The organism is Paraburkholderia sp. Tr-20389 (assembly GCF_017104565.1).
GTDB lineage: Bacteria > Pseudomonadota > Gammaproteobacteria > Burkholderiales > Burkholderiaceae > Paraburkholderia.
Map to the genome: position 1 here is coordinate 23,276 of NZ_JAAGPD010000073.1, position 22,086 is coordinate 45,361.

Sequence of the window (22,086 nt, forward strand, 5' to 3'; positions counted from 1 at the left end):
CGGCGCGCAGTGCTGCGTGTGTGCGCGTCGGCGTCGTGTTCGGTGTGGTGCTCCGCAACGCGCGTGCCTTTCGGGCAAGCTTCGGCTGCGGATCATCGGATCATGCCGCCTCGCGTGGCGGGGGCGGCTCGGCGTCGGCGGCGTCGCAAAACGCGAGCACGTCGTCGACATAGTCGGGAAACTCGCTGATCGCATGGTCGCTGCCTTCGATCAGCTTCGTCCGCACGCCGGGATAGTGCGCGAGCATTTCGCGATAATCGAGCACTTCGTCGCCGGTGGCGGCAAACAGATAATAGCGTTCGGGACGCGTGATCCGCGCGACGCCTAGCGCACGTAATTCATCAAGATGATGTGGCTCGACGACGATGCTGCCGCCGCCATGCCACAACGGCTGCTCGCCGAGATAGTGGCTCAGGTCGCGCTGCGGCACGACGGCCGGATTCAGCAGCACCGCGTGCCAGCCGTGCTTCTCCGCGAGATGCGTCGCGAAGTAGCCGCCGAGCGAGCTGCCGACCAGCGTCACGCGCTCCGGCTTCGCCGTTGCAACCACTTCTTCTACGAGCGCCACCGTTTCCAGGGGCGACACGGGCAGCATCGGACAGCACCATTCCGCGCTGCGGCCCAGCGCCGCGAGGCGCTCGGCCATCACGCGCGCCTTGAAGGAATCGGGCGACGAGCGGAAACCGTGCAGATAAACAATCACGCGACGCCCCGCGCCAGTTCCGTCGGTCGTGCCGACAGCGCGTCGAGTAGCTTCTGGTGCACGCCGCCGAAACCGCCGTTGCTCATCACCAGCACCTGATCGCCCGGCTGCGCGGCTGCGACGACGGCCTTGATGAGCGAGTCGATTTCATTGAACGCCTGCGCCTTGTCGCCCATCGGCGCGAGCGCTTCGGCGAGATTCCAGCCGAGCGCATCCTTGCCCGAAGGCGCGCCGTAGCCGAACACGAGATCGGCGTCCGCGAGGCTTGCGGGCAGTTGGGCCTTCATCACGCCGAGCTTCATCGTGTTCGAGCGCGGCTCCAGTACAGCGAGAATGCGTGTATTCGTGCGGCCGATACGCGTGCGCAGTCCGGCCACAGTCGTCTGGATCGCCGTCGGATGATGCGCGAAATCGTCGTAGACGGTCACGCCGTCCACGCTGCCGCGCACTTCCATCCGACGCTTCACGTTGCGGAACGTCGACAGCGACTTCGCCGCCTGCGCGGGCGGCACGCCGATGTGGCGCGCGGCGGCGATCGCGGCGATCGCGTTCATCCGGTTGTGTTCGCCCTGCACCTGCCAGTCGACCACGCCGACGCGCTCGCCGTTGTGATAGACGGCGAAACGCTCGTCGACGGCGACGCCGTCTTCAGCGGGCAGCGCCTGCCAGCCGCCCTCGACGCCGAAACGCTCCACTTCGCTCCAGCAGCCGCGCGCGAGCACGCGGTCCAGCGCGTCTTCGCGACCGTTCGACACAACGCGGCCAATGCCCGGCACCGTGCGCACGAGATGATGAAATTGCGTTTCGATCGCGGCGAGATCGGGGAAGATGTCCGCGTGATCGAATTCGAGGTTGTTCAGGACCGCCGTGCGCGGCCGGTAGTGGACGAATTTCGAGCGCTTGTCGAAGAATGCTGTGTCGTACTCGTCGGCTTCGATCACGAAGAAGCTCGAATCCGTCAACCGCGCCGACACACCGAAGTTCAGCGGCACGCCGCCAATCAGAAAGCCCGGGTTCATGCCCGCGTCTTCGAGCAGCCACGTCAGCATCGACGTCGTCGTGGTCTTGCCGTGCGTGCCGGCTACGGCCAGCACCCATTTGCCGTTGAGGACGTGCTCGCCGAGCCACTGCGGGCCGGACGTGTACGGCAAGCCGCGATTGAGAATTTCTTCCATCAGCGGATTGCCGCGCGTCACGACGTTGCCGACCACGAACAGGTCGGGCTTCAGGTCGAGTTGCTCGACGCCCCAGCCTTCGATCAGCTTGATCCCTTGCGCCTCGAGTTGCGTGCTCATCGGCGGATAGACACCGGCGTCGCAGCCCGTCACCGTGTGACCGGCATTGCGCGCGAGAACCGCGAGACCACCCATGAACGTGCCGCAGATGCCGAGGATGTGAATGTGCATAAAGCTGTCGCGCCGCAAGGCGTGTTTTTTGCGTGGAAAGAGATGCGCGCCGGGGCGAAAAAGCCCTCGTGCAAAGGACGACTATTGTAACCGACAGCCCCGCCCGTTCTTGATCGGACGTGCTATTCGAGAGCGTCTCCGATGCGCCGTTCGGGGCTCGCGGATCGCGCTGGCAGCGTCAAAAGGCCGTCTGGCTTTCTCTAGTATGATGACCGGATGGTTCGCAAATCACACTTCGATCCGCAGCGCGTGCGCGAGGAAATCGCCATCGCGGCTGCACGGATGATCGCTGAGGACGGTCTCGACTACTCGACGGCCAAGCGCAAGGCTGCGCGGCAGGTTGTCGGGGAGACGCGCGTCGCGGGCGAATGGCTGCCGGATAACGACCAGATCGAGGAAGAAATCCGCGAATACCAGTCGCTGTTCCAGGGCGACAGCCAGCCGGCCGTGCTGCGCCGCCTGCGCGAGATCGCGCTCGACTGGATGCAGCGCCTCGCGCCGTTCAACGCCTATCTGACGGGCGCGGTACTGGGTGGGACGGCCGGCGAACATTCCGATATTCATCTGCAAGCGTTTTGCGACAACCCCAAGGAAGTCGCCATTTACCTGCTGAACTCCAACGTCCAATACGACGTTTCGGAAACACGGCACTTTGCAGGTCGCGGCTACGTCGAAACATTGAGCTTTCTCTGGCGTCCGACGAACGAAGGCCGGGACGCCGAACAGGCAGGCATCCACGTCGCGCTGTACGGCACTGACGATCTGCGCGGCGCCGTGCGTGCCGACGCACGCGGCCGTCTGGCGCGCGCCGACATCCGCGCCGTCCAGACGCTGCTCGACGAAAGCGACGCCGCGCGTTCCACGAACTGAACATTTCGATCAGACACATTCACTATATGAAGCGCATTCTGGCAATCGCGGCCGTCGCCGTCGTCGCGACCGTGGGCGGAGCGGTGGCGGGCCACTGGCTCCTCGGCAACAACGATCTCGCGGGCGTGGCGAACGCGGCTTCCGCCGACAGCGCCAACGCCGTGAATCAGTTGTGGGCCGCGAAGGTGACTAACGCCGACGGCGCACCGCAGTCGCTCGCCGGCTTCAAGGGCCATCCCGTCGTCGTCAATTTCTGGGCGTCGTGGTGCGGACCGTGCGTCGAGGAAATGCCGTCGCTGTCGGCCCTGCACAAGGAATACTCGAAGAAGGGCATCGAGTTCGTTGGCCTGGGCGTCGACTCGGACAAGAACATCAAGGCTTTCCTGCAGAAGGTGCCCGTCAACTATCCGATCTACGTCGCCGGCTTCGGCGGCGCGGACCTCGCGCGCGCGTTCGGCAACAACGCGGGTGGCTTGCCTTACACGGTCGTAATTGATGCCAAAGGCGTCGTACGGTCGACAAAACTCGGCCAGATCAAGCCGGACGAGCTGAAACGCACGCTCGACGCGCTATAACGTCAGCATCTTTTTGACATTTAGTTGAGAACGTTTGCGCTCAGGATGGGCGATATTCGCAATAAAATGTCAGAAGTTCTGCTAGTTGCTGCTATCCTGGTAAGGGCCTGAGACGTTATGGGCGTTCGAGAAACTAGACAAATTTCTCTAATCGGCGCTAAAGTGCGCCCAATTCCACGGAAAACGAAGCGACCATGACGCGACTGCTGGTTCTGCACGGCCCCAACCTCAACCTTCTCGGTACACGGGAACCCGAGGTGTATGGCCGCGTCACGCTCCCGCAGATCGATCAGGCGCTGGCAGACCGCGCAGCGGACGCCGGCGTCGAACTGGCCACCTTCCAGAGCAATCACGAAGGCGCGCTCGTCGACCGCATCCAGGCCGCGCGAACCGAGAAGACCGATTTCATCCTGATCAATCCCGCAGCGTACACGCATACCAGCGTGGCGATCCGGGACGCACTGGCGGGCGTCGGCATCCCGTTCGTCGAGATTCATCTGTCGAACGTGCATCGTCGAGAACCGTTTAGGCATCACTCGTATTTCTCCGACCAGGCAGAGGGCGTCATTTGCGGCCTCGGCTGGAAGGGCTATCTGTACGCACTCGAATATGCGCTCGACCGGCTGGCCATTGGAACGGCCGGATCGGCGCGCAACTGACAACCCAAAACACGAATTCGGCGCTGGCGGCAACCCGCCGGCGCTTCACGCATTGAAGGGGAAAGCCCATGGATCTACGTAAACTGAAGACTCTGATCGACCTCGTCTCCGAGTCCGGCATCTCCGAACTCGAAGTGACCGAGGGCGAAGGCAAGGTGCGCATCGTCAAGAACGCGCCGCCGGTTTACGTCCAGCAACCCGGCAACTTTGCGCCGCAATTCGCGCCTTCGGCACCGGCTGCCGTCGGCCACGCAGCGGAACTGCCCGCAGGCGCGCCCGCCACGCCGGCAGCCGCCGCGCCGCAAGGCCACGTCGTGACGTCGCCGATGGTCGGCACGTTCTACCGCGCACCGTCGCCGGGCGCAGATCCGTTCGTGCAGGTGGGCGACACGGTCAAGGAAGGCCAGACGATCTGCATCATCGAAGCGATGAAACTGTTGAATGAGATCGAATCGGACCAGGCCGGCGTCATCAAGGAAATCCTCGTCGAGAACGGTCAGGCGGTCGAATACGGCCAGCCGCTGTTCGTGATCGGCTGACGCGGCGCCTTAGCCGTTCGCCATCCGCGCGCCCTACTTCTTCGGGCGCGCCACCGATCCTCTGAGGCAGCCGCCCGCCCCTTCGAACCAACCGGGCCCGCGGCGCCCATTGATGAGTCGAATATCCGCTATGTTTGAAAAAATCCTCATTGCCAATCGTGGCGAAATCGCGCTCCGCATTCAGCGCGCGTGCCGCGAACTCGGCGTCAAGACGGTCGTCGTTTATTCCGAAGCCGACAAGGAAGCCAAATACGTGAAGCTCGCCGACGAGGCGGTCTGTATCGGACCGGCACCGTCGAACCTGAGCTACCTGAACATGCCCGCGCTGATCAGCGCGGCGGAAGTCACGGACGCCGAAGCGATTCACCCCGGCTACGGCTTTCTGTCCGAGAACGCGGACTTCGCCGAGCGCGTCGAGCAATCGGGCTTCGTGTTCATCGGCCCGCGCCCCGACACCATCCGCATGATGGGCGACAAGGTCACCGCGAAGCAGACGATGATCAAGACGGGCGTGCCCTGCGTGCCCGGTTCGGAAGGCGCGTTGCCGGAAGATCCGAAAGAGATCGTGAAGATTGCGCGCTCGATCGGCTATCCGGTGATCATCAAGGCGGCAGGCGGCGGCGGTGGCCGCGGCATGCGCGTCGTGCACACGGAAGCCGCGCTCGTGAACGCCGTCAACATGACGCGTGAAGAAGCGGGCCGTGCGTTCGGCAATCCGCAGGTCTACATGGAGAAATACCTGGAGAACCCGCGGCACATCGAAATCCAGGTGCTGGCCGACTCGTTCAAGAACGCACTGTGGCTCGGCGAGCGCGACTGCTCGATGCAGCGCCGTCACCAGAAGGTGATCGAAGAGGCGCCGGCGCCCGGCATCGCGCGCCGTCTGATCGAGCGCATCGGCGATCGTTGCGCGGACGCGTGCAAGAAGATGGGCTATCTCGGCGCAGGCACGTTCGAGTTCCTGTACGAAAACGGCGAGTTCTACTTCATCGAAATGAACACGCGCGTGCAGGTCGAGCACCCCGTCACGGAACTAATCACGGGCATCGACATCGTGCAGGAGCAGATCCGCATCGCGGCAGGCGAAAAGCTCGCTATCCGTCAGCGCGACATCCAGTTCCGCGGACATGCGATCGAATGCCGTATCAACGCCGAAGATCCGTTCAAGTTCACGCCGTCGCCGGGACGTCTTACGTCGTGGCACATGCCGGGCGGCCCCGGTATTCGCGTCGATTCGCATGCATACAACGGCTATTTCGTTCCGCCGAACTATGATTCGATGATCGGCAAGCTGATCGCCTACGGCGCGACGCGTGAACAGGCGATCAAGCGGATGCGCATCGCGCTGTCGGAAATGGTGGTCGAAGGCATTCTGACCAACATCCCGCTGCATCGCGAGTTGATGCTCGACGCGAAGTTCGTCGAGGGCGGCACGAGCATCCATTACCTCGAAAACCGGCTGGCGGCGAAGCTGCAAGCCGCACCGGAAGAAGCGTAAGCAATGAGCTACCGGGAACTGGTCGTCGAACTCGCGCGCGAGCACGCGGAAGCGCTGTCGGATGCGCTGCTCGAACTGGGCGCGCTGTCGGTATCCGTCGAAGACGCGGACGCCGACACGCCCGACGAGCAGCCGCTGTTCGGCGAACCCGGTCTCACGCCGGATCGCACTGCGTGGACGCACTCGCGCGTGATCGCGCTGCTGGCGCCGGAACACGAGCCGGCCGTGCTGCTCGCGGCGGCCGCGAATGAACTCGGGCTCGCCGGCACGCCGTCGTTCAGCGTGCGCGAAGTCGAAGAACAGGACTGGGTGCGCCTCACGCAATCCCAGTTCGATCCGATTCCGATCGGCGAGCGCATCTGGGTCGTGCCGTCGTGGCACGATGCGCCCGATCCGGACGCACTCGTGCTCGAACTCGATCCGGGTCTCGCGTTCGGCACGGGCAGCCATCCCACGACACGTCTGTGTATGGAATGGCTCGAACGGTCCGTGCAGAACGATCAATCGGTGCTGGACTACGGTTGCGGCTCGGGCATCCTCGCGATTCTCGCGAAAAAGTGCGGCGCGAATCCCGTCGTCGGCATCGACATCGATCCGCAAGCCGTCGAATCCGCCCGCCACAACAGCGAGCGTAATCGCGCCGAGGTCGCCTACGGTTTGCCCGACGACTGCCCTGCCGGCGAGTTCGACATCGTCGTCGCGAACATCCTGTCGAACCCGCTGAAGCTGATGGCGTCGATGTTGTCGTCGAAGGTGAAGCCGGGCGGACGCATTGCGCTGTCGGGCATACTCGCGCGACAGGCGGAAGAAGTGGCGAGCGTCTACCGGCAGTGGATCGACATCGCCGTGTGGCGCGAACACGAAGGCTGGGTGTGCCTTGCGGGTACGCGCCGCGAAAGCAATTAGAATAAGGCATATTTGTTTGCTTCCGGCCCCATTCGGCACCTTGGCCGCTAACCGGTCTCTCGGCTCGATATGCTTCTAGCGACACGCTGTCCCTTCTGCGAAACCGTCTTCAGGCTCCAACCGGAGCAGCTCACGCTGCGCCGCGGGCTCGTGCGTTGTGGCCACTGCAAACAGGTGTTCGACGCATCGAGCAGCCTGTTCGACGTGAGCGACGGCGTCAGCATCGACAAGGCGAGGCCCGTGACGATCGACGACGTGACGGCCCACACGCTCGAAACGCTCGCGAATGGCGGTCAAGCGGCGACGCTGGGCGCGCAGCCTGCGGTTGGCGAGCAGGTCGCCGTCGAGCCGAAAACCGACGGCGAAATGACGCGCGCAGAAGATGCGCCCGCGATCAACCACGCCGCGGCCGAAGCTGCGCAGCCGCGCATCGAAACGGCAACTTCGAGCGAGGCGGCTGCACAACCCTCGCCTGCCGCCGAAGCACCGACGTCTCACGTCGCAGAGCCTTCCGCGCAATCCGAAGAGGAAGCGGCGTCTCTTGCTACCGACACCGAACACGCGTCATCGGCGAATGAGCCCGACTTCCGCGCGGAAGCGTGGAATCCGTGGGCGCCCGCGCCCGACGCGTCGATCGACCGGCGCATCCGCCACAACGCGGCGACGATCCCGATCAACCCCGTCACGATTCCGCGTTCCGCCCAACCGCCGCTCAAGCTCGAACTCACCGATTCCGAGCCGATGAACCTCGAGAAGGCGATCGCGCGCAAACCGGTCGAGCCACACGTCGAGACGAGCGTCGATCAGCGAGCAGAACCGACGGTCGAAACGCTCGCTGAGCCCAGGATCGAAGAACCCGCCGTGTCGCCCGCACAGTCGAAAGCCGAGCCGGCCTTCGACGCGACACCTGCGCGCGATTTTGCGCCGGACATGCACGAACCGTCGACCCACACGTGGCGCGTACCCGAGTCGCTGCGCGAGTCCGTCGAGACACACCAGGGCGAGGCGGAGCCGAAGCGCGGAGCGCCGCCGCATCCCGCCTTCGACGACGAGTGGCATGAGCCGCCGCGCGAAAAAACCAACCGGCCCGCGTTCGAATCCGACGACCGCACGGTCTCGCCGTCAGCCGATCACGCCGGACAGCAGCGCGAGCGCGAACCGTACTTCGGCGCACCGTCGGACGAGCCCGACCTCGAACCGCGCTTCGGCGCTGGAGCAGGCGCGGGAGTCGGTGCGGGCGCGGGCGCACGCGATCAATATGGCGAACCCTACGATGGCCCGTTCGCGGCAACGCACGGCGGCGACGACGATGCATTCGCTGTCACGCGCGAACCGCGCGAGCCCGAAGCGAAGCGTCTCATGTGGCAGGTCGGGGGCGGTGTCGCGGCTGGCCTGCTCGGCTGTCTGCTGCTCGTGCAGGTTGCCTGGTGGCAGCGCGAAACGGTGATGGTCGCGTGGCCCGACTCGCAGTCGCTGTTCGTGAAGGCCTGCGCGAATCTGGGCTGCAAGATCGAACCGCCGCGCGATATCGACGGACTGCTGGTCGAGCCGTCGGATCTGCGGCAAGTGGACGGACCGCACAAGCTCGAGTTGAAGATGCCGCTGCGCAACCGCTTCGATCTCGCGCTCGCGTACCCGGCCGTCGAACTGACCTTGCTCGACGAGAACAACAACATCGCCGTGCGGCGCGTGCTGTGGCCGCAAGACTATGTGAAACCCGGCACGCCGATCGCGGCGGGCCTGCCCGCACGCACGACGCAGACGATGATCGTGCGCCTCGATACCGGCGACACGGTCGCCTCGAACTTCCGCGTGCAGATCTTCTATCCGTAATCCGTCGATCTGCTGCGCGTGTAGCTTGTCCGCGCGTCCGGCACGAACCGGGCGCGCATCCCGTCAATCCCTGACGAATCTTCGGAGCACAACATGAGTCAAGTCACGCTGGGTGGCAACCCGATCGAAGTCGCTGGTACGTTCCCGTCCGTGGGCCAGGCGGCGCCCGCCTTCTCGCTCGTCGGCAAGGATCTGAAGCCGCTTACGCTCGGCGACTTCGCAGGCAAGCGCAAGGTGCTGAACATCGTTCCGAGCCTCGACACGCCGACCTGCGCAACCTCCACGCGCAAGTTCAACGAAGCCGCAGCGAAGCTCAACAACACGGCTGTGATCGTCGTGTCGGGCGACCTGCCCTTCGCCGCGACGCGCTTCTGCACGACGGAAGGCATCGAGAACGTCGTCACGGGCTCGACCTTCCGCGGCCATGAGTTCGCGCAGGCGTACGGCGTCGACGTGACGAGCGGCCCGCTGACGGGCCTGACGGCGCGCGCCGTCGTCGTCATCGACGAAAACGACAAGGTCGTGCACGCCGAACTCGTCGGTGAAATCAAGAACGAACCGAACTACGACGCAGCGCTCGCCGCGCTGAAGTAAGCTTCATCTTTGCGTCGATACAGCGCCGCGCCCGTATCGCATCGGGCGCGGCGCTGTCACATCGTCGCACCCTTTTTCTCTCCGACCGACACTTATAGGAACGCTCGCCTTGGCTACGCTGATTTGCGGCTCGCTCGCCTACGACAACATCATGACTTTCGAAGGGCGCTTTCGGGAGCACATCCTGCCGGAACAGGTTCACATCCTGAACGTCAGCTTCCTCGTGCCGACGATGCGCCGCGAATTCGGCGGCTGCGCGGGCAATATCGCCTACTCGCTGCATCTGCTCGGCGGCGACGCACGCATCATGGCGACGCTCGGCGCGGTCGACTCGCAGCTCTACATCGACCGTCTCGACTCGCTCGGGCTCTCGAAAGAGCACGTGCGCGTGCTGCCCGACATGTACTCGGCGCAGGCGATGATCACGACCGATCTGGAAAACAATCAGATCACGGCGTTCCACCCGGGCGCGATGATGCAGTCGCATCTGAACCGCGCGGACCAGCCCGGCGTGAAGCTCGGCATCGTCGCGCCGGACGGCTTCGACGGGATGATCCAGCACTCCGAACAGTTCGCGGCGGCGGGTGTTCCGTTCATCTTCGATCCGGGCCAGGGGCTGCCCCTCTTCGACGGTGAGTCGCTGCGACGCATGATTGAACTTGCCACCTACGTCGCAGTCAATGACTACGAAGCTGCGCTGGTGAGCAACAAGACGGGCTGGTCGATCGAAGAGATCACGAGCCGTGTCGATGCGCTGATCGTGACGCGCGGCGAGCACGGGGCACAGATTCACCATGCCGGCGGCATCGAAGAAATTCCGGCCGTCAAGGCGAAGCAGGTGCTGGACCCCACGGGTTGCGGCGATGCGTTCCGGGGCGGCCTGCTGTACGGCATCGAGAAGGGCCTCGGCTGGGCAACCACCGGCCGCCTCGCCAGTCTGATGGGCGCGCTCAAGATCGAACATCAAGGGCCGCAGAACTATGCGCCGACGCGCGCGGAGATCAACGAACGGTTCAAGCAGGCGTTCGGCTACGAACTGCCGCAAGGCGCATGATGTAGCGAACGGCGCTCGCCGCGCATACGCCGCGCCTGACCGTTCGGGTTTGGAGGGCTCGATACGAGCCCGTTTGGAGTCAAGGGAATGAAAACAACGAGTCGTACGGTGGGTCGCCTGGTACTGGGCGCAGTGATTGTCAGTTCGCTCGCGGTGACGGGCTGTGCGTACAACAGCAGTTCCGCTGACGTGTACACGGCGTCGCAGGCGCAACGCGAAGAGACGGTCCGCATGGGCATCGTCGATAGCGTGCGCGCCGTGAAGATCAGCTCGAACAACGGCCAGCCGAGCGGCATCGGCGCAATCGGCGGCGGCGCGCTTGGTGCCGTTGCGGGCAGCGCGATCGGCGGCGGGCGGGGTTCCATTCTGACGGGTATCGTCGGCGGCCTCGCGGGCGCCGTCGCAGGCAACACGATCGAAAACAGCACGGCAATGCGCGACGGCGTCGAAATCACGGTGCGCCTCGACAACGGCGACATGCGCGCGATCACACAAACCGCAACGGGTGAAATCTTCCGCGCCGGCGAGCGCGTGCGTCTGCTGTCGAGCGGCGGCGTAACCCGCGTCACGCACTGACGCATACTGTTTCCCTGCCGGCGGCGCGCACGCGCCGTATCGGCAACCTCACACGCATGCGCTCCCCTGTGCATGCGTTTTTTTTCGTCCGGCGTTTGCGGTCTGTCGCTGCGGCCGCGATGCGGCGCTGCTTCGCGCACGACGAAAAAAATCCCGCCGCCAGTGACCCGGCGACGGGATCAGATGTGATCGAGCAACGTCGCTCAATCGACGGACGCACACGCGACGCGTCCGTTACGACTTCAGCTCTTACGGACGGCTGCCCGTCGGGAACGGCCATGCTGCAGCCGGGTTCAGAGCCGTCTTCACCGTAGCAGCCGGCGCCGTCGATGCAGCAGCGGGCGCAGCCGGAGCAGGTGCAGCCTTCTTCGAAACAGCCTTCTTCGCAGGGGCAGCCTTCTTCGCAGGCGCAGCAGCGGCCTTCTTCGCGGCAGCCTTTTTCGCAGGCGCAGCCTTTTTGGCGGCAGCCTTTTTAGCAGGCGCCTTCTTGGCAGCGGCCTTCTTCGCTGCAGCCTTCTTCGCCGGTGCTGCCTTCTTCGCAGCAACCTTCTTCACGGCGACTTTCTTCGCTGCAACCTTCTTCGCAGCGGCCTTCTTCGCCGGTGCTGCCTTCTTCGCAGCAACCTTCTTCACGGCGACTTTCTTCGCTGCGACTTTCTTCACTGCAACCTTCTTCGCAGCTGCCTTCTTGGCCGGAGCTGCCTTCTTCGCAGCAACCTTCTTCACTGCGACCTTCTTCGCTGCGACCTTCTTCACAACTGCCTTCTTCGCCGGTGCTGCCTTCTTGGCGGGAGCAGCCTTCTTAGCGACGACCTTCTTTGCTGCAGCCTTCTTGGCTGCCGGCTTCTTCTTGGCGAGTGCCATCATTTTCTCCTTCAGGTTTTCAGATGAGAGTCAGTTCAAACTACACCCTTCGTCAAAACCCGCTTCCCGCGGACGCTTCTCACGGCGGCCACTGCGAAGCGGGCTATTCATCGGCGTACGCAGCTCCAGCGCGCTTACGCTAATGAATACGGTAAGGCGCGCCGTGCCATCGGGCACAGCGCGCCAAGTCCTGTCGGCGTCGGATCTCGACGCCGTCAATCGTTTGATCGAGCCGCTCGCTTCATAGCGAACGGCTTTTTCCGGGGGGAAGTTTGCCCATCCCACTGAAGGGTTCGCAAAGTGCCTGTGATCTTTATAGGCCGTGGTAGTCCACGGCGCACCGGGCACGCTCTGCATCAGGCGATCATGCTCCTCACCAAACTTGCCGCGGCACGGCCAGCGGCAGCCCCATCAAATACATACACGACGCGTTGGGTTATTCCCAGGACAGCGCGCCGCCGGTCTGATATTCGATAACCCGAGTCTCGAAGAAGTTGCGTTCCTTCTTCAGGTCGATCATCTCGCTCATCCACGGGAACGGGTTTTCCTCGTTCGGGTACAGCGGATCGATACCGATCTGCTGGCAACGGCGGTTGCAGATGAAGCGCAGATAGCTCTTGAACATCGACGCATTGAGGCCGAGCACCCCGCGCGGCATCGTGTCTTCTGCGTAGCGATATTCGAGGTCGACCGCGTGCTTGAAGATCTCGCGGATCTCAGCGCGGAATTCCGGCGTCCAGAGATGCGGGTTTTCGAGTTTGATCTGGTTGATCAGGTCGATGCCGAAATTGCAGTGCATCGACTCGTCGCGCAGGATGTACTGGTACTGTTCCGCGGCGCCCGTCATCTTGTTCTGGCGGCCGAGCGCCAGGATCTGGGTGAAGCCGACGTAGAAGAACAGGCCTTCCATCACGCACGCGAACACGATCAGCGACTTGAGCAGCTTCTGGTCTGCTTCGAGCGTACCCGTCTTGAAGGCCGGGTCGGTCAGCGTGTGGATGAACGGAATCAGGAATTCGTCCTTGTCACGAATGGACTGGACTTCGTGGTACGCGTTGAAGATCTCGCCCTCGTCGAGACCGAGCGACTCCACGATGTACTGATAGGCGTGCGTGTGGATCGCCTCTTCGAACGCCTGGCGCAGCAGGAACTGGCGGCATTCGGGCGCCGTGATGTGGCGGTACGTGCCGAGGACGATGTTGTTCGCCGCGAGCGAGTCGGCCGTCACGAAGAAGCCGAGGTTGCGCTTGACGATACGGCGCTCGTCTTCCGTCAGCCCGTTCGGGTCTTTCCAGAGCGCGATGTCGCGGGACATGTTGATTTCCTGCGGCATCCAGTGGTTCGCGCAACCGGACAGATACTTTTCCCACGCCCACTTGTACTTGAACGGCACCAGCTGGTTGACGTCAGTCTGGCCGTTGATGATGCGCTTGTCGGCGACATTCACGCGAGCTTCGGAAGCGGCAGCCGATGCACCTGCTTGCGCCGGCGGAGCGATTGCGATGTCGTTCGCGAAGACCTGATGAGCCGAGGGAGCTTGATGAGCGGAACGCGTTTCGACTTGCGAACCGACAGCCGTTCCCGCAGCGTTGCGCAACACGTTTTGTTGCGAAGCACTCGAGGGAGTTACGGCAGTAGTCTCGTCATCCCAGTTGAGCATAAATGTCACCATCAATTTAGATCGGTTTGTACCATCTTTTCACGAGCGTTAAAAGGGTCCGCTCATGAAAAATCCTGTTTTCGAATCGCGTTGCGACCTACATACAACACTTTGTTCATCAGTGTGTGAAGGTCGCTCGTTGCGAGTCGATCGAAACGTGTGTCGTTGAAGCGCGATGCACGATCGAAAGCGCGTTGCTTCAGTGATGCGTATGCGTTGCTTCTGCGTTGTTCCGAACTCGAAACGTTGCTGCTTCGCTGTGCGTTGCGCGTGCCTTGCGAAGCGAACGGGACGTGCGATGCATCGTCACTTCGTGCTGTCTCGCCGACTTCATCGTGTGCGCGCGTTCAGGGTTTTCGCGCACTCGTCGACGAGATGGGTAGCACGTGATGTTCCTCGTCGCGTCGTGTGCTGCTCTTGCGACTTCGATTTCCAACATCGAAGAGAGACGCGCCGACTTCGTCGTGCGATGAACGGCGCGTTCCTGCTGACACCGCTCATCGCCTGCCACCTGCTGCTTGCTGTTTCTTGCTGCTGGCCGCCGGCGAGCGCCGGCGGCTGACTGCTACTACTTATAGTGAAGCGTTGCCTCGTCGGCTGAACGTCACTGGCAGGCTTCGCACTCTTCGAAGCCAGGATCGCCCGGACGCATCATGCACACGGGACCTTCTGCTTCGGGCGCTGCTTCGACAGCGGGAACCGAAGTTGCTGCCGCCGATGCAGCGGAAGCCTGGAAGCCGCCCGTCACACCCGACGACGTCGCACCGCCACCGACACCGAAGCCACCTGCTGCACCACCCGCACCGCCGTCACCCGACGGCACTGCGTTGAGCGCGCCGTGTGCGACCGTCGACTTCTCGACGTGCGTCGCAGCCATCGTGCGGAGGTAGTACGTCGTCTTCAGACCGCGGAGCCATGCGAGCTTGTAGACCTCGTCGAGCTTCTTGCCCGATGCGCCCGCCATATAGATGTTGAGCGACTGCGCCTGGTCGATCCACTTCTGACGACGCGACGCTGCTTCGACCAGCCACGTTGCATCGACTTCGAACGCGGTAGCGTAGATCGCGCGCAGGTCGGCCGGCACGCGGTCGATGCGCGACAGCGAGCCGTCGAAGTACTTCAGGTCGGCGACCATCACTTCGTCCCACAGGCCGCGCGCCTTCAGATCACGCACGAGGTAGTCGTTCACCACCGTGAATTCGCCCGACAGGTTCGACTTCACGTACAGGTTCTGGAACGTCGGCTCGATACATGCAGACACGCCGATGATGTTCGAGATCGTCGCCGTCGGCGCGATCGCGACGCAGTTCGAGTTGCGCATGCCGTGCGTCGCGATGCGCGAGCGCAGCGATGCCCAGTCCATCGACTCGCTCGAATCCACTTCGACGTAGCCGCCGCGTGCGTCGGCGAGCAGCTTCAGCGTGTCTTGCGGGAGGATGCCGCGATCCCACAGCGAGCCGCGGTAGGTCGAGTAACGGCCGCGCTCTTCCGCCAGTTCCGTCGACGCCCAGTAGGCGTAGTAGCAGACGGCTTCCATCGAACGGTCGGCGAACTCGACGGCTTCCTGCGATGCGTACGGCGTGCGCAGCACGTGCAGGCAGTCCTGGAAGCCCATGATGCCCATACCCACCGGGCGGTGCTTCAGGTTCGAGTTACGCGCCTTCGCGACCGCGTAGTAGTTGATGTCGATCACGTTGTCGAGCATGCGCATCGCGACGCTGATCGTGCGCTTGAGCTTGTCGTGGTCGAGCGCGACCGTGCCGTCGGCCTGTTCCTTCAGGTGCGCGACGAGGTTCACCGAGCCGAGGTTGCAGACGGCGATTTCGGCGTCGCTCGTGTTCAGCGTGATTTCCGTGCACAGGTTCGACGAGTGGACGACGCCGACGTGCTGTTGCGGCGAGCGCACATTGCACGGATCCTTGAACGTGATCCACGGATGGCCCGTTTCGAACAGCATGCCCAGCATCTTGCGCCACAGCTGCGCCGCCGGAATCTTCTTGAACAGCTTGATCTCGCCGCGCGCGACCTTGTCTTCGTAAGCGGTGTAAGCCGTTTCGAACTCGGCGCCGAACTTGTCGTGCAGGTCCGGGCAGGTCGATGGCGAGAACAGCGTCCAGTCGCCGCCTTCGAGCACGCGCTTCATGAACAGGTCGGGAATCCAGTTCGCCGTGTTCATGTCGTGCGTGCGGCGACGGTCGTCACCCGTGTTCTTACGCAGCTCGAGGAATTCTTCGATGTCGAGGTGCCACGATTCCAGGTACGCGCACACCGCGCCCTTGCGCTTGCCGCCCTGGTTCACGGCGACAGCCGTGTCGTTGACCACCTTCAGGAACGGCACGACGCCTTGCGACTTGCCGTTGGTGCCCTTGATGTGCGAACCGAGTGCACGCACACGCGTCCAGTCGTTGCCCAGACCGCCGGCGAACTTCGACAGCAGCGCGTTTTCCTTCAGCGCTTCGTAGATGCCGTCGAGGTCGTCGTCGACCGTCGTCAGATAGCACGACGACAGTTGCGAGCGGCGCGTGCCCGAGTTGAACAGCGTCGGCGTCGACGACATGAAGTCGAAGCTCGACAGCACGTTGTAGAACTCGATCGCGCGCGCTTCGCGGTCGATCTCGTTCAACGACAGACCCATCGCGACACGCATAAAGAATGCCTGGGGCATTTCGATGCGCGTGCCGTCGACGTGCAGGAAGTAGCGGTCATACAGCGTCTGCAGACCGAGGTAGCCGAACTGCAGGTCGCGGTTCGCGTCGAGCGCGGCGCCGAGACGCTTCAGGTCGAACTGCAGCAGCTTGTCGTCGAGCAGCTCGGCGTTCACGCCGCGCTTGATGAAGAGCGGGAAGTACTCGGCATAGCGGCCGGCCATTTCGGCTTGCGTGACTTCTTCTTCGAGGATCTCGCGGCGGATCGTGTGCAGCAGGATGCGCGACGTGACCTGGCTGTATGCCGGGTCTTTCTCGATCATCGTGCGCGCAGCGAGGATAGCCGAGTCGTAGACCTGGCTCATCGGCACGCCGTCGTACAGGTTCTTCACCGTCTCCGCGACGATCGGCTCTGCGTTGACGGCATCGCCCAGGTTTGCACATGCCGATTCGATGATGCCGCGCAGCGCTGCCATGTCGAGCGGACGCGTGACGCCGTTGTCGGTCACGTTCAGGCCCGACGCTGCCGGTACGTCGGCCTCATGACCGCGCTCCTGCGTGCGCTTCTCGCGGTACAGCACGTAAGCGCGCGCGACGTTGTGCTCGCCCGTGCGCATCAGCGCGAGTTCGACCTGATCCTGAATGTCTTCGATATGGAACGTGCCGCCGTTCGGACGGCTGCGCACCAGCGCGCGCACGACGTTCTGCGTGAGCTGCTCGACCAGTTCGCGAACGCGCGCCGACGCTGCACCCTGACCACCGTTGACGGCCAGAAACGCCTTCGTCACCGCGATGGCGATTTTCGACGGCTCGAACGACACCACGCTGCCGTTGCGACGGATCACCTTGTAGTCGGCGTAGCCCGTCTGCGGCGCGAGCGCGTCGGCGCCCTGTGCGAGCCCTTCGACTGGGCGGCCAGTGGGTGCGCCCTCGAACCGGGTCGTCACGTTGTCGGTCGTTTGCATGTGCAAAGCTCCTGGTCTTGGAATAGTGCGGAGTTACCGCGGATTAGTACAACCGCTGCGCCACCCCGGACGCATGCGATGAGGAAGAAGAAGAGGGACAGCGGGAACCGTGAGACAGCCGGGCCGGATGCGACAGATCCGTATTGGAGTACGTCAACGTTGTGCGTGTCGCGATCACTTGGCTGTGCCTTTTCTTCGAATTCGCCGGCGCGCCGGTTTGCTCTAACCGGTTGCGCCGCATCAGGTTTTTTCAGTGCCGGTAATGCTGACGGCGCCATGCTCATGGAGCGGGGCGCCGCCTGACAAACACTACATCTTGTGCAAAAACTGATTAACGGCACGAAGTATAGTGTACTGAACCGTCATCGCAAATTCTTTTATTTGGTCTGATCATCTTGACTTTTGGATAGCCCGCGTCAGAAAACGCCGACGGGCGTACACAACGCTTTTGCGTTGTCGGTGCGGCATCGTACAGAGCAGGAGTGACGCGCTTACGACGTTATCGGCGCGCGCGAAGACGGATGCAGATAGGGGAAGTACTGATCGGAGAGCGCCGTGTCGCGCTGAAGGCGCGGCCATTCGAAGTGCGGACCGGGGTCGGTCTTGCGGCCGGGCGCGATGTCCGAGTGACCGGCGAGCGCATCGATCGCGTAGTGCGCGGCGAGCGACTGCACGAGCGGAGCGAGCGTCTCGTATTGCGCGCCTTCGAACGGCGACACGTCGCTGCCTTCGAGTTCGATGCCGATCGAGAAATCGTTGCAGCGCTCACGGCCGAAGAAATTCGACGCGCCTGCATGCCACGCGCGTTCGTCGCAGGACACGTACTGTTCGAGCGCGCCGTCGCGGCGGATTACGAAATGCGCGGACACCCGCACGTCGCGCAGGTTCGCGTCGTAGTACGGATGCGCGTCGCAGTCGAGACGGTTGAGGAAGAGATCGGTGATGCCCGGGCCGCCGAATTCGTTCGGCGGCAGACTGATGTTGTGGACGACGATCAGCGTGGGACGCGCGCCGTTCGGACGCACCTCGACATTCGGTGACGGCAGTTTGCGCGCCTCGTTGACCCAGCCGTTTGTATCGACGGTGAAGCGCGCCGCCGCGGGCGAGTGAACCGCAGCCGTCATCGCGCGTCGCGGCCCGTCGGGCGGGCGGCGTAACGCTTTGCGTGATCGTGCGAACAGAACGTCTGCCCCGCGACGAGCACGGATTCGCTTTTCGGCGCATGCACGCCGCATTCGACGCAGCGGATCATCGGCTCGGCGAGTTGAGCCGGGCTCTTGCCGCTTGCGCCGCCGTTCGTACCATTTGCCTGACCGCTGGTGCGTGTCCCCGTGCGCGCGTTGGCGCCGGCGTCGTCGCCCGCCCCCGTGCGCGCGGTACGCGATGCTTCGGCGCGGCGCAGCGCCTTCACCAGCCATTGGCCGACGATGAACAACAGGATCAGCAGAAAAATTTGTCGCATGACACTCAGACCACAGGACGGTGCAACAGCACCTCGAAAACAAAGCGGCTGCCGACATAGGCGAGCAGCAGCGCGACGAACGACGCGAGCACCCAGCGCAATGCCGCGCGCCCACGCCAGCCCGACACCTTGCGCGCCGTCAGCAGCGCACCGAACATGACCCACGACAGCAGCGCGAACACAGTCTTGTGATCGAGCTGCAGTGCGCGGTCGAGAAGCTGTTCGTTGAACAGGATGCCCGACACGAGCGTGAGCGTGAGCAGCACGAAGCCCGCGCCGATCAGGCGGAACAGCAGCGTCTCCAGCGTGAGCAGCGGCGGCAGCGTGTCGAGCCAGCTCGACAGCCAGCCGTTGCCCGCCGCGGCGCTTTGACGCGCGAGCGCGCCGCCGCGCATCGCGTGCAGGCGCCGCTCGACGAGCAGCATCAGCACGGCATGCAGCGCGGCGATCACGAACAGGCCATACGCAACGTTCGCGATCAGGAAGTGCAGCTTGAACAGCGGGTCGGCGGCATACGACAGCACGTGCACCCCGTTGAACACGAGCGGCAGCAGCGACGCGATGCACGCGAGCGGCAGCACGAGCAGACGCAGGCCGTCGAGCGGAAAAAAGAAGCTCTCGATCCAGTAGATGCCCGCGCCCAGCCAGAACATCGCGGACAGCGCGAACGCGAAACCGAACACCATCGCGTCGTGCGGAAAGATCGTGGTGTGCAGCAGCACACCATGCGCGAGCAGCGCGGCGAGCAGCACGATGCGCGTTGTCATCGACATGCTGGCGGACGCGCCTGCCAGCCCTCGCCCGCCCACAGGCAACGGCGCGGCGGCGGAAAGCGGCGGCACGCTTTCGAGCACCGGCGCGGCGGTCGCCTGCCGGTGCGCGCGCCAGCCCGCGACGGCCAGTCCGCCGTACAGGAGCGCAGTGAGGGCATACAGTACAATATCCATATTGGAAGTTTACACCAGGCCCTCCAAAGTCCGCCGCTCTCGCGCTGTGACGGGAATGGCCGCACTGCTCATCGCCCCCATGCTCGACAACCTCACTCAACGGATGGCGCGCGTCGTCAAGACGCTGCGCGGCGAAGCCCGGCTCACCGAGGCGAACACCCAGGAGATGCTGCGCGAAGTGCGCCTCGCGCTCCTCGAAGCCGACGTGGCGCTGCCCGTCGTGCGCGACTTCATCGCGAAGGTGAAGGAAAAGGCGCTCGGCGAGGAAGTGATCGCCAGCCTGTCGCCGGGCCAGGCGCTCGTCGGCGTCGTGCAGCGCGAGCTGACGGCCGTGATCGGCGGCGATTACGAAGGCAAGGCCGTCGAACTGAATCTCAGCGTCACGCCGCCGGCCGTCATCCTGATGGCGGGTCTGCAGGGCGCCGGTAAGACGACCACGGTCGGCAAGCTCGCCAAGCTGCTGCGCGAGAAGTACAAGAAGAAAGTGCTGACGGTGTCGTGCGACGTGTATCGCCCCGCCGCTATCGCACAGTTGAAGACGGTGACCGAACAGGTCGGCGCCGACTTCTTCCCGTCGCAACCGGACCAGAAGCCCGTCGATATCGCGCGCGCCGCCGTCGACTGGGCCAAGCGTCACTATCACGATGTGCTGCTCGTCGACACGGCCGGCCGTCTCGGCATCGACGAGGCGATGATGAACGAGATCGCCGCGCTGCATAAGGAACTGAACCCCTCGGAAACGCTGTTCGTCGTCGACGCGATGCTCGGCCAGGACGCCGTGAACACCGCGAAAGCGTTCAACGACACACTGCCGCTCACGGGCGTCGTGCTGACCAAGCTCGACGGCGACTCGCGCGGCGGTGCGGCGCTCTCCGTGCGTCACGTGACGGGCAAGCCGATCAAGTTCGTCGGTGTCGCTGAAAAACTCGACGGCCTCGAAATCTTCTATCCGGACCGCATGGCGAACCGGATTCTCGGCATGGGCGACATTCTCGCGCTCGTCGAGGAAGCACAGCGCGGCGTCGACGTTCAGGCCGCGCAGAAGCTCGCCGACAAGGTGAAGAAAGGCGGCGACTTCGATCTGAACGATTTCCGCGCGCAGCTCTCACAGATGAAGAAGATGGGCGGCCTGTCGTCGCTGATGGACAAGCTGCCCGCGCAGTTCCAGCAGGCCGCGTCGAACGCCGACATGGGCCAGGCCGAAAAGCAGATGCGCCGCATGGAAGGCATCATCAATTCGATGACGGCCGCCGAACGCGCCAAACCCGAACTGATCAAGGCGACGCGCAAGCGCCGTATCGCGGCGGGCGCGGGCGTGCAGGTGCAGGAAGTCAACCGCCTGCTGAACCAGTACGAGCAGATGCGCACCATGATGAAGAAGCTCAAGGGCGGCAATCTGCAAAAGATGATGCGCGGCATGAAGGGCATGATGCCGGGCATGCGCTGATGCGCTTCGCGGCCGTCGAGCAGCATCACGCAAGTGAGCGCGCGGCGTGCCAACACGGCCCGGCGCGTATGCCGAATCAAGGCGCGGGTATATGCTGTAGCGCGCCGGGTCGTTGTCTCTCACACTATGTATACAGTTATCGCCCGCCAGACGTCATGAATCGCGAAGAAGCTCTCCACATTTTCAGTCACTCCGAAGAAATCGTTTCGGCCAGCGACGTCAACGCCTCCATCGGCAGCATGGCGGATGCTATCCGCGCCGAAATGGCCGAAGACTTTCCGCTCGTGTTGTCGGTGATGGGCGGCGCGGCGGTGTTCACGGGCATGCTGCTGCCGCACCTCGATTTCCCGCTCGAGTTCGACTACATCCACCTCACCCGCTATCGCAACGCGATCAAGGGCAGCGCCGAGATGCAGTGGCGCGTCGCGCCGTCGGGTTCGGTGAAGGACCGCGTGGTGCTCGTGCTTGACGATATCCTCGACGAAGGCGAGACGATGGCCGCGATCCGCGACCGCATCATGGCGATGGGCGCGAAGCGTTTCATGAGCGCGGTGCTGTGCGAGAAGATCATTCCGAAGGCGAAGCCGCTGCATCCGGACTTCTGCGGGTTCGAAGTGCCGGACCGCTACGTGTTCGGCTGCGGGATGGACGCGAAGGGCTACTGGCGCAATCTGCCGACTATCCGCGCGCTGACGGAAGACGCGTGATGCTCCCGCAGCGCTGCACCGCTGCAAAATAAAAAAGCGACCTGCGGGTCTAATGCCGTTCAGTTAAGGTCTCTTTTGAGGACTCGAACGGTATAACGAAACGGTCTGGACTTGACGGCCCGAGCGCAAGAGCGCCCGGGCCGTTTTTCGTTGATAAGTTGCTTGAGCCGCTCACG

General features: G+C 63.6%; 21 protein-coding genes. 12 read left to right on the forward strand and 9 right to left on the reverse strand.

Going from position 1 to position 22,086, the window contains the following annotated elements:
- Nucleotides 1–100: 100 nt before the first annotated feature.
- Nucleotides 101–703 (reverse strand): YqiA/YcfP family alpha/beta fold hydrolase, encoded by a 603-nt coding sequence (locus tag G3N95_RS38255; RefSeq protein ID WP_205975268.1) that lies wholly within the window; start codon nucleotides 701–703, stop codon nucleotides 101–103.
- Nucleotides 700–2,109: a UDP-N-acetylmuramate:L-alanyl-gamma-D-glutamyl-meso-diaminopimelate ligase gene (mpl, locus tag G3N95_RS38260; protein WP_205975269.1), complete on the reverse strand. Its 1,410-nt coding sequence runs from the start codon at nucleotides 2,107–2,109 to the stop codon at nucleotides 700–702. Before mpl ends, G3N95_RS38255 begins: the two co-directional genes overlap by 4 nt.
- Before the next feature lie 216 nt (nucleotides 2,110–2,325).
- Here mpl and G3N95_RS38265 point away from each other — a divergent pair, with 216 nt between their 5' ends.
- The 10 genes from G3N95_RS38265 (at nucleotide 2,326) to G3N95_RS38310 (ending at nucleotide 11,213) form a co-directional block, all read left to right on the forward strand.
- Nucleotides 2,326–2,979, forward strand: coding sequence for a UDP-N-acetylmuramate--alanine ligase (locus tag G3N95_RS38265; RefSeq protein ID WP_205975270.1), 654 nt, complete (start codon nucleotides 2,326–2,328; stop codon nucleotides 2,977–2,979).
- A gap of 26 nt (nucleotides 2,980–3,005) precedes the next feature.
- Nucleotides 3,006–3,554, forward strand: coding sequence for a TlpA disulfide reductase family protein (locus G3N95_RS38270; protein WP_205975271.1), 549 nt, complete (start codon nucleotides 3,006–3,008; stop codon nucleotides 3,552–3,554).
- Nucleotides 3,555–3,748: 194 nt separating this feature from the next.
- The gene (gene aroQ / locus G3N95_RS38275) at nucleotides 3,749–4,213 is read left to right on the forward strand and encodes a type II 3-dehydroquinate dehydratase (RefSeq protein ID WP_205975272.1); all 465 of its coding nucleotides are present in this window, start codon (nucleotides 3,749–3,751) and stop codon (nucleotides 4,211–4,213) included.
- Between the two features lie 68 nt (nucleotides 4,214–4,281).
- Nucleotides 4,282–4,752: an acetyl-CoA carboxylase biotin carboxyl carrier protein gene (gene accB / locus G3N95_RS38280; protein ID WP_205975273.1), complete on the forward strand. Its 471-nt coding sequence runs from the start codon at nucleotides 4,282–4,284 to the stop codon at nucleotides 4,750–4,752.
- 130 nt (nucleotides 4,753–4,882) lie between these two features.
- Nucleotides 4,883–6,250 (forward strand): acetyl-CoA carboxylase biotin carboxylase subunit, encoded by a 1,368-nt coding sequence (gene accC, locus G3N95_RS38285; RefSeq protein WP_205975274.1) that lies wholly within the window; start codon nucleotides 4,883–4,885, stop codon nucleotides 6,248–6,250.
- A 3-nt stretch (nucleotides 6,251–6,253) separates the two neighbouring features.
- Nucleotides 6,254–7,156 (forward strand): 50S ribosomal protein L11 methyltransferase, encoded by a 903-nt coding sequence (prmA, locus tag G3N95_RS38290; protein ID WP_205975275.1) that lies wholly within the window; start codon nucleotides 6,254–6,256, stop codon nucleotides 7,154–7,156.
- A 69-nt stretch (nucleotides 7,157–7,225) separates the two neighbouring features.
- On the forward strand, nucleotides 7,226–8,989 hold the full coding sequence (locus G3N95_RS38295) for a zinc-ribbon and DUF3426 domain-containing protein (protein ID WP_205975276.1): 1,764 nt from the start codon (nucleotides 7,226–7,228) through the stop codon (nucleotides 8,987–8,989).
- 93 nt (nucleotides 8,990–9,082) lie between these two features.
- Complete coding sequence (tpx, locus tag G3N95_RS38300) at nucleotides 9,083–9,583, forward strand: thiol peroxidase (protein ID WP_012402007.1); 501 nt, start codon at nucleotides 9,083–9,085, stop codon at nucleotides 9,581–9,583.
- Between the two features lie 109 nt (nucleotides 9,584–9,692).
- Nucleotides 9,693–10,637, forward strand: a complete 945-nt coding sequence (locus G3N95_RS38305; RefSeq protein WP_205975277.1) for a carbohydrate kinase family protein — start codon at nucleotides 9,693–9,695, stop codon at nucleotides 10,635–10,637.
- A gap of 87 nt (nucleotides 10,638–10,724) precedes the next feature.
- Entirely contained in the window at nucleotides 10,725–11,213 is a 489-nt protein-coding gene (locus G3N95_RS38310; RefSeq protein WP_205975278.1) for a glycine zipper 2TM domain-containing protein, read from the forward strand.
- A 249-nt stretch (nucleotides 11,214–11,462) separates the two neighbouring features.
- On the opposite strand, the gene G3N95_RS38315 is transcribed toward G3N95_RS38310, so the two are convergent.
- From G3N95_RS38315 to ccsA, 7 genes are all read right to left on the reverse strand, one after another.
- Nucleotides 11,463–12,077 (reverse strand): histone H1-like DNA-binding protein, encoded by a 615-nt coding sequence (locus G3N95_RS38315; protein ID WP_205975288.1) that lies wholly within the window; start codon nucleotides 12,075–12,077, stop codon nucleotides 11,463–11,465.
- Between the two features lie 30 nt (nucleotides 12,078–12,107).
- Nucleotides 12,108–12,434, reverse strand: coding sequence for a hypothetical protein (locus G3N95_RS38320; protein WP_205975279.1), 327 nt, complete (start codon nucleotides 12,432–12,434; stop codon nucleotides 12,108–12,110).
- A 79-nt stretch (nucleotides 12,435–12,513) separates the two neighbouring features.
- Entirely contained in the window at nucleotides 12,514–13,737 is a 1,224-nt protein-coding gene (locus tag G3N95_RS38325) for a ribonucleotide-diphosphate reductase subunit beta (protein WP_205975280.1), read from the reverse strand.
- 604 nt (nucleotides 13,738–14,341) lie between these two features.
- On the reverse strand, nucleotides 14,342–17,347 hold the full coding sequence (locus tag G3N95_RS38330) for a ribonucleoside-diphosphate reductase subunit alpha (RefSeq protein WP_205975281.1): 3,006 nt from the start codon (nucleotides 17,345–17,347) through the stop codon (nucleotides 14,342–14,344).
- A gap of 491 nt (nucleotides 17,348–17,838) precedes the next feature.
- Entirely contained in the window at nucleotides 17,839–18,471 is a 633-nt protein-coding gene (gene ampD / locus G3N95_RS38335) for a 1,6-anhydro-N-acetylmuramyl-L-alanine amidase AmpD (RefSeq protein ID WP_205975282.1), read from the reverse strand.
- On the reverse strand, nucleotides 18,468–18,809 hold the full coding sequence (locus G3N95_RS38340; protein WP_205975283.1) for a PP0621 family protein: 342 nt from the start codon (nucleotides 18,807–18,809) through the stop codon (nucleotides 18,468–18,470). Before G3N95_RS38340 ends, ampD begins: the two co-directional genes overlap by 4 nt.
- Nucleotides 18,810–18,814: 5 nt before the next feature.
- On the reverse strand, nucleotides 18,815–19,756 hold the full coding sequence (ccsA, locus tag G3N95_RS38345) for a cytochrome c biogenesis protein CcsA (protein WP_205975284.1): 942 nt from the start codon (nucleotides 19,754–19,756) through the stop codon (nucleotides 18,815–18,817).
- Nucleotides 19,757–19,835: 79 nt separating this feature from the next.
- Here ccsA and ffh point away from each other — a divergent pair, with 79 nt between their 5' ends.
- Entirely contained in the window at nucleotides 19,836–21,203 is a 1,368-nt protein-coding gene (gene ffh, locus G3N95_RS38350) for a signal recognition particle protein (RefSeq protein ID WP_205975289.1), read from the forward strand.
- A gap of 155 nt (nucleotides 21,204–21,358) precedes the next feature.
- Nucleotides 21,359–21,910, forward strand: a complete 552-nt coding sequence (locus tag G3N95_RS38355) for a hypoxanthine-guanine phosphoribosyltransferase (RefSeq protein WP_205975285.1) — start codon at nucleotides 21,359–21,361, stop codon at nucleotides 21,908–21,910.
- Nucleotides 21,911–22,086: the final 176 nt, after the last annotated feature.

Coding starts and splice junctions, on each gene's coding strand:
- mpl (WP_205975269.1), bottom strand. CDS start 2,109: ATGCACATTCACATCCTCGGCATCTGCGGCACGTTCATGGGTGGTCTC.
- G3N95_RS38265 (WP_205975270.1), top strand. CDS start 2,326: ATGGTTCGCAAATCACACTTCGATCCGCAGCGCGTGCGCGAGGAAATC.
- G3N95_RS38270 (WP_205975271.1), top strand. CDS start 3,006: ATGAAGCGCATTCTGGCAATCGCGGCCGTCGCCGTCGTCGCGACCGTG.
- aroQ (WP_205975272.1), top strand. CDS start 3,749: ATGACGCGACTGCTGGTTCTGCACGGCCCCAACCTCAACCTTCTCGGT.
- accB (WP_205975273.1), top strand. CDS start 4,282: ATGGATCTACGTAAACTGAAGACTCTGATCGACCTCGTCTCCGAGTCC.
- accC (WP_205975274.1), top strand. CDS start 4,883: ATGTTTGAAAAAATCCTCATTGCCAATCGTGGCGAAATCGCGCTCCGC.
- prmA (WP_205975275.1), top strand. CDS start 6,254: ATGAGCTACCGGGAACTGGTCGTCGAACTCGCGCGCGAGCACGCGGAA.
- G3N95_RS38295 (WP_205975276.1), top strand. CDS start 7,226: ATGCTTCTAGCGACACGCTGTCCCTTCTGCGAAACCGTCTTCAGGCTC.
- tpx (WP_012402007.1), top strand. CDS start 9,083: ATGAGTCAAGTCACGCTGGGTGGCAACCCGATCGAAGTCGCTGGTACG.
- G3N95_RS38310 (WP_205975278.1), top strand. CDS start 10,725: ATGAAAACAACGAGTCGTACGGTGGGTCGCCTGGTACTGGGCGCAGTG.
- G3N95_RS38315 (WP_205975288.1), bottom strand. CDS start 12,077: ATGGCACTCGCCAAGAAGAAGCCGGCAGCCAAGAAGGCTGCAGCAAAG.
- G3N95_RS38320 (WP_205975279.1), bottom strand. CDS start 12,434: ATGCAGAGCGTGCCCGGTGCGCCGTGGACTACCACGGCCTATAAAGAT.
- G3N95_RS38325 (WP_205975280.1), bottom strand. CDS start 13,737: ATGCTCAACTGGGATGACGAGACTACTGCCGTAACTCCCTCGAGTGCT.
- G3N95_RS38330 (WP_205975281.1), bottom strand. CDS start 17,347: ATGCAAACGACCGACAACGTGACGACCCGGTTCGAGGGCGCACCCACT.
- ampD (WP_205975282.1), bottom strand. CDS start 18,471: ATGACGGCTGCGGTTCACTCGCCCGCGGCGGCGCGCTTCACCGTCGAT.
- G3N95_RS38340 (WP_205975283.1), bottom strand. CDS start 18,809: ATGCGACAAATTTTTCTGCTGATCCTGTTGTTCATCGTCGGCCAATGG.
- ccsA (WP_205975284.1), bottom strand. CDS start 19,756: ATGGATATTGTACTGTATGCCCTCACTGCGCTCCTGTACGGCGGACTG.
- ffh (WP_205975289.1), top strand. CDS start 19,836: ATGCTCGACAACCTCACTCAACGGATGGCGCGCGTCGTCAAGACGCTG.
- G3N95_RS38355 (WP_205975285.1), top strand. CDS start 21,359: ATGAATCGCGAAGAAGCTCTCCACATTTTCAGTCACTCCGAAGAAATC.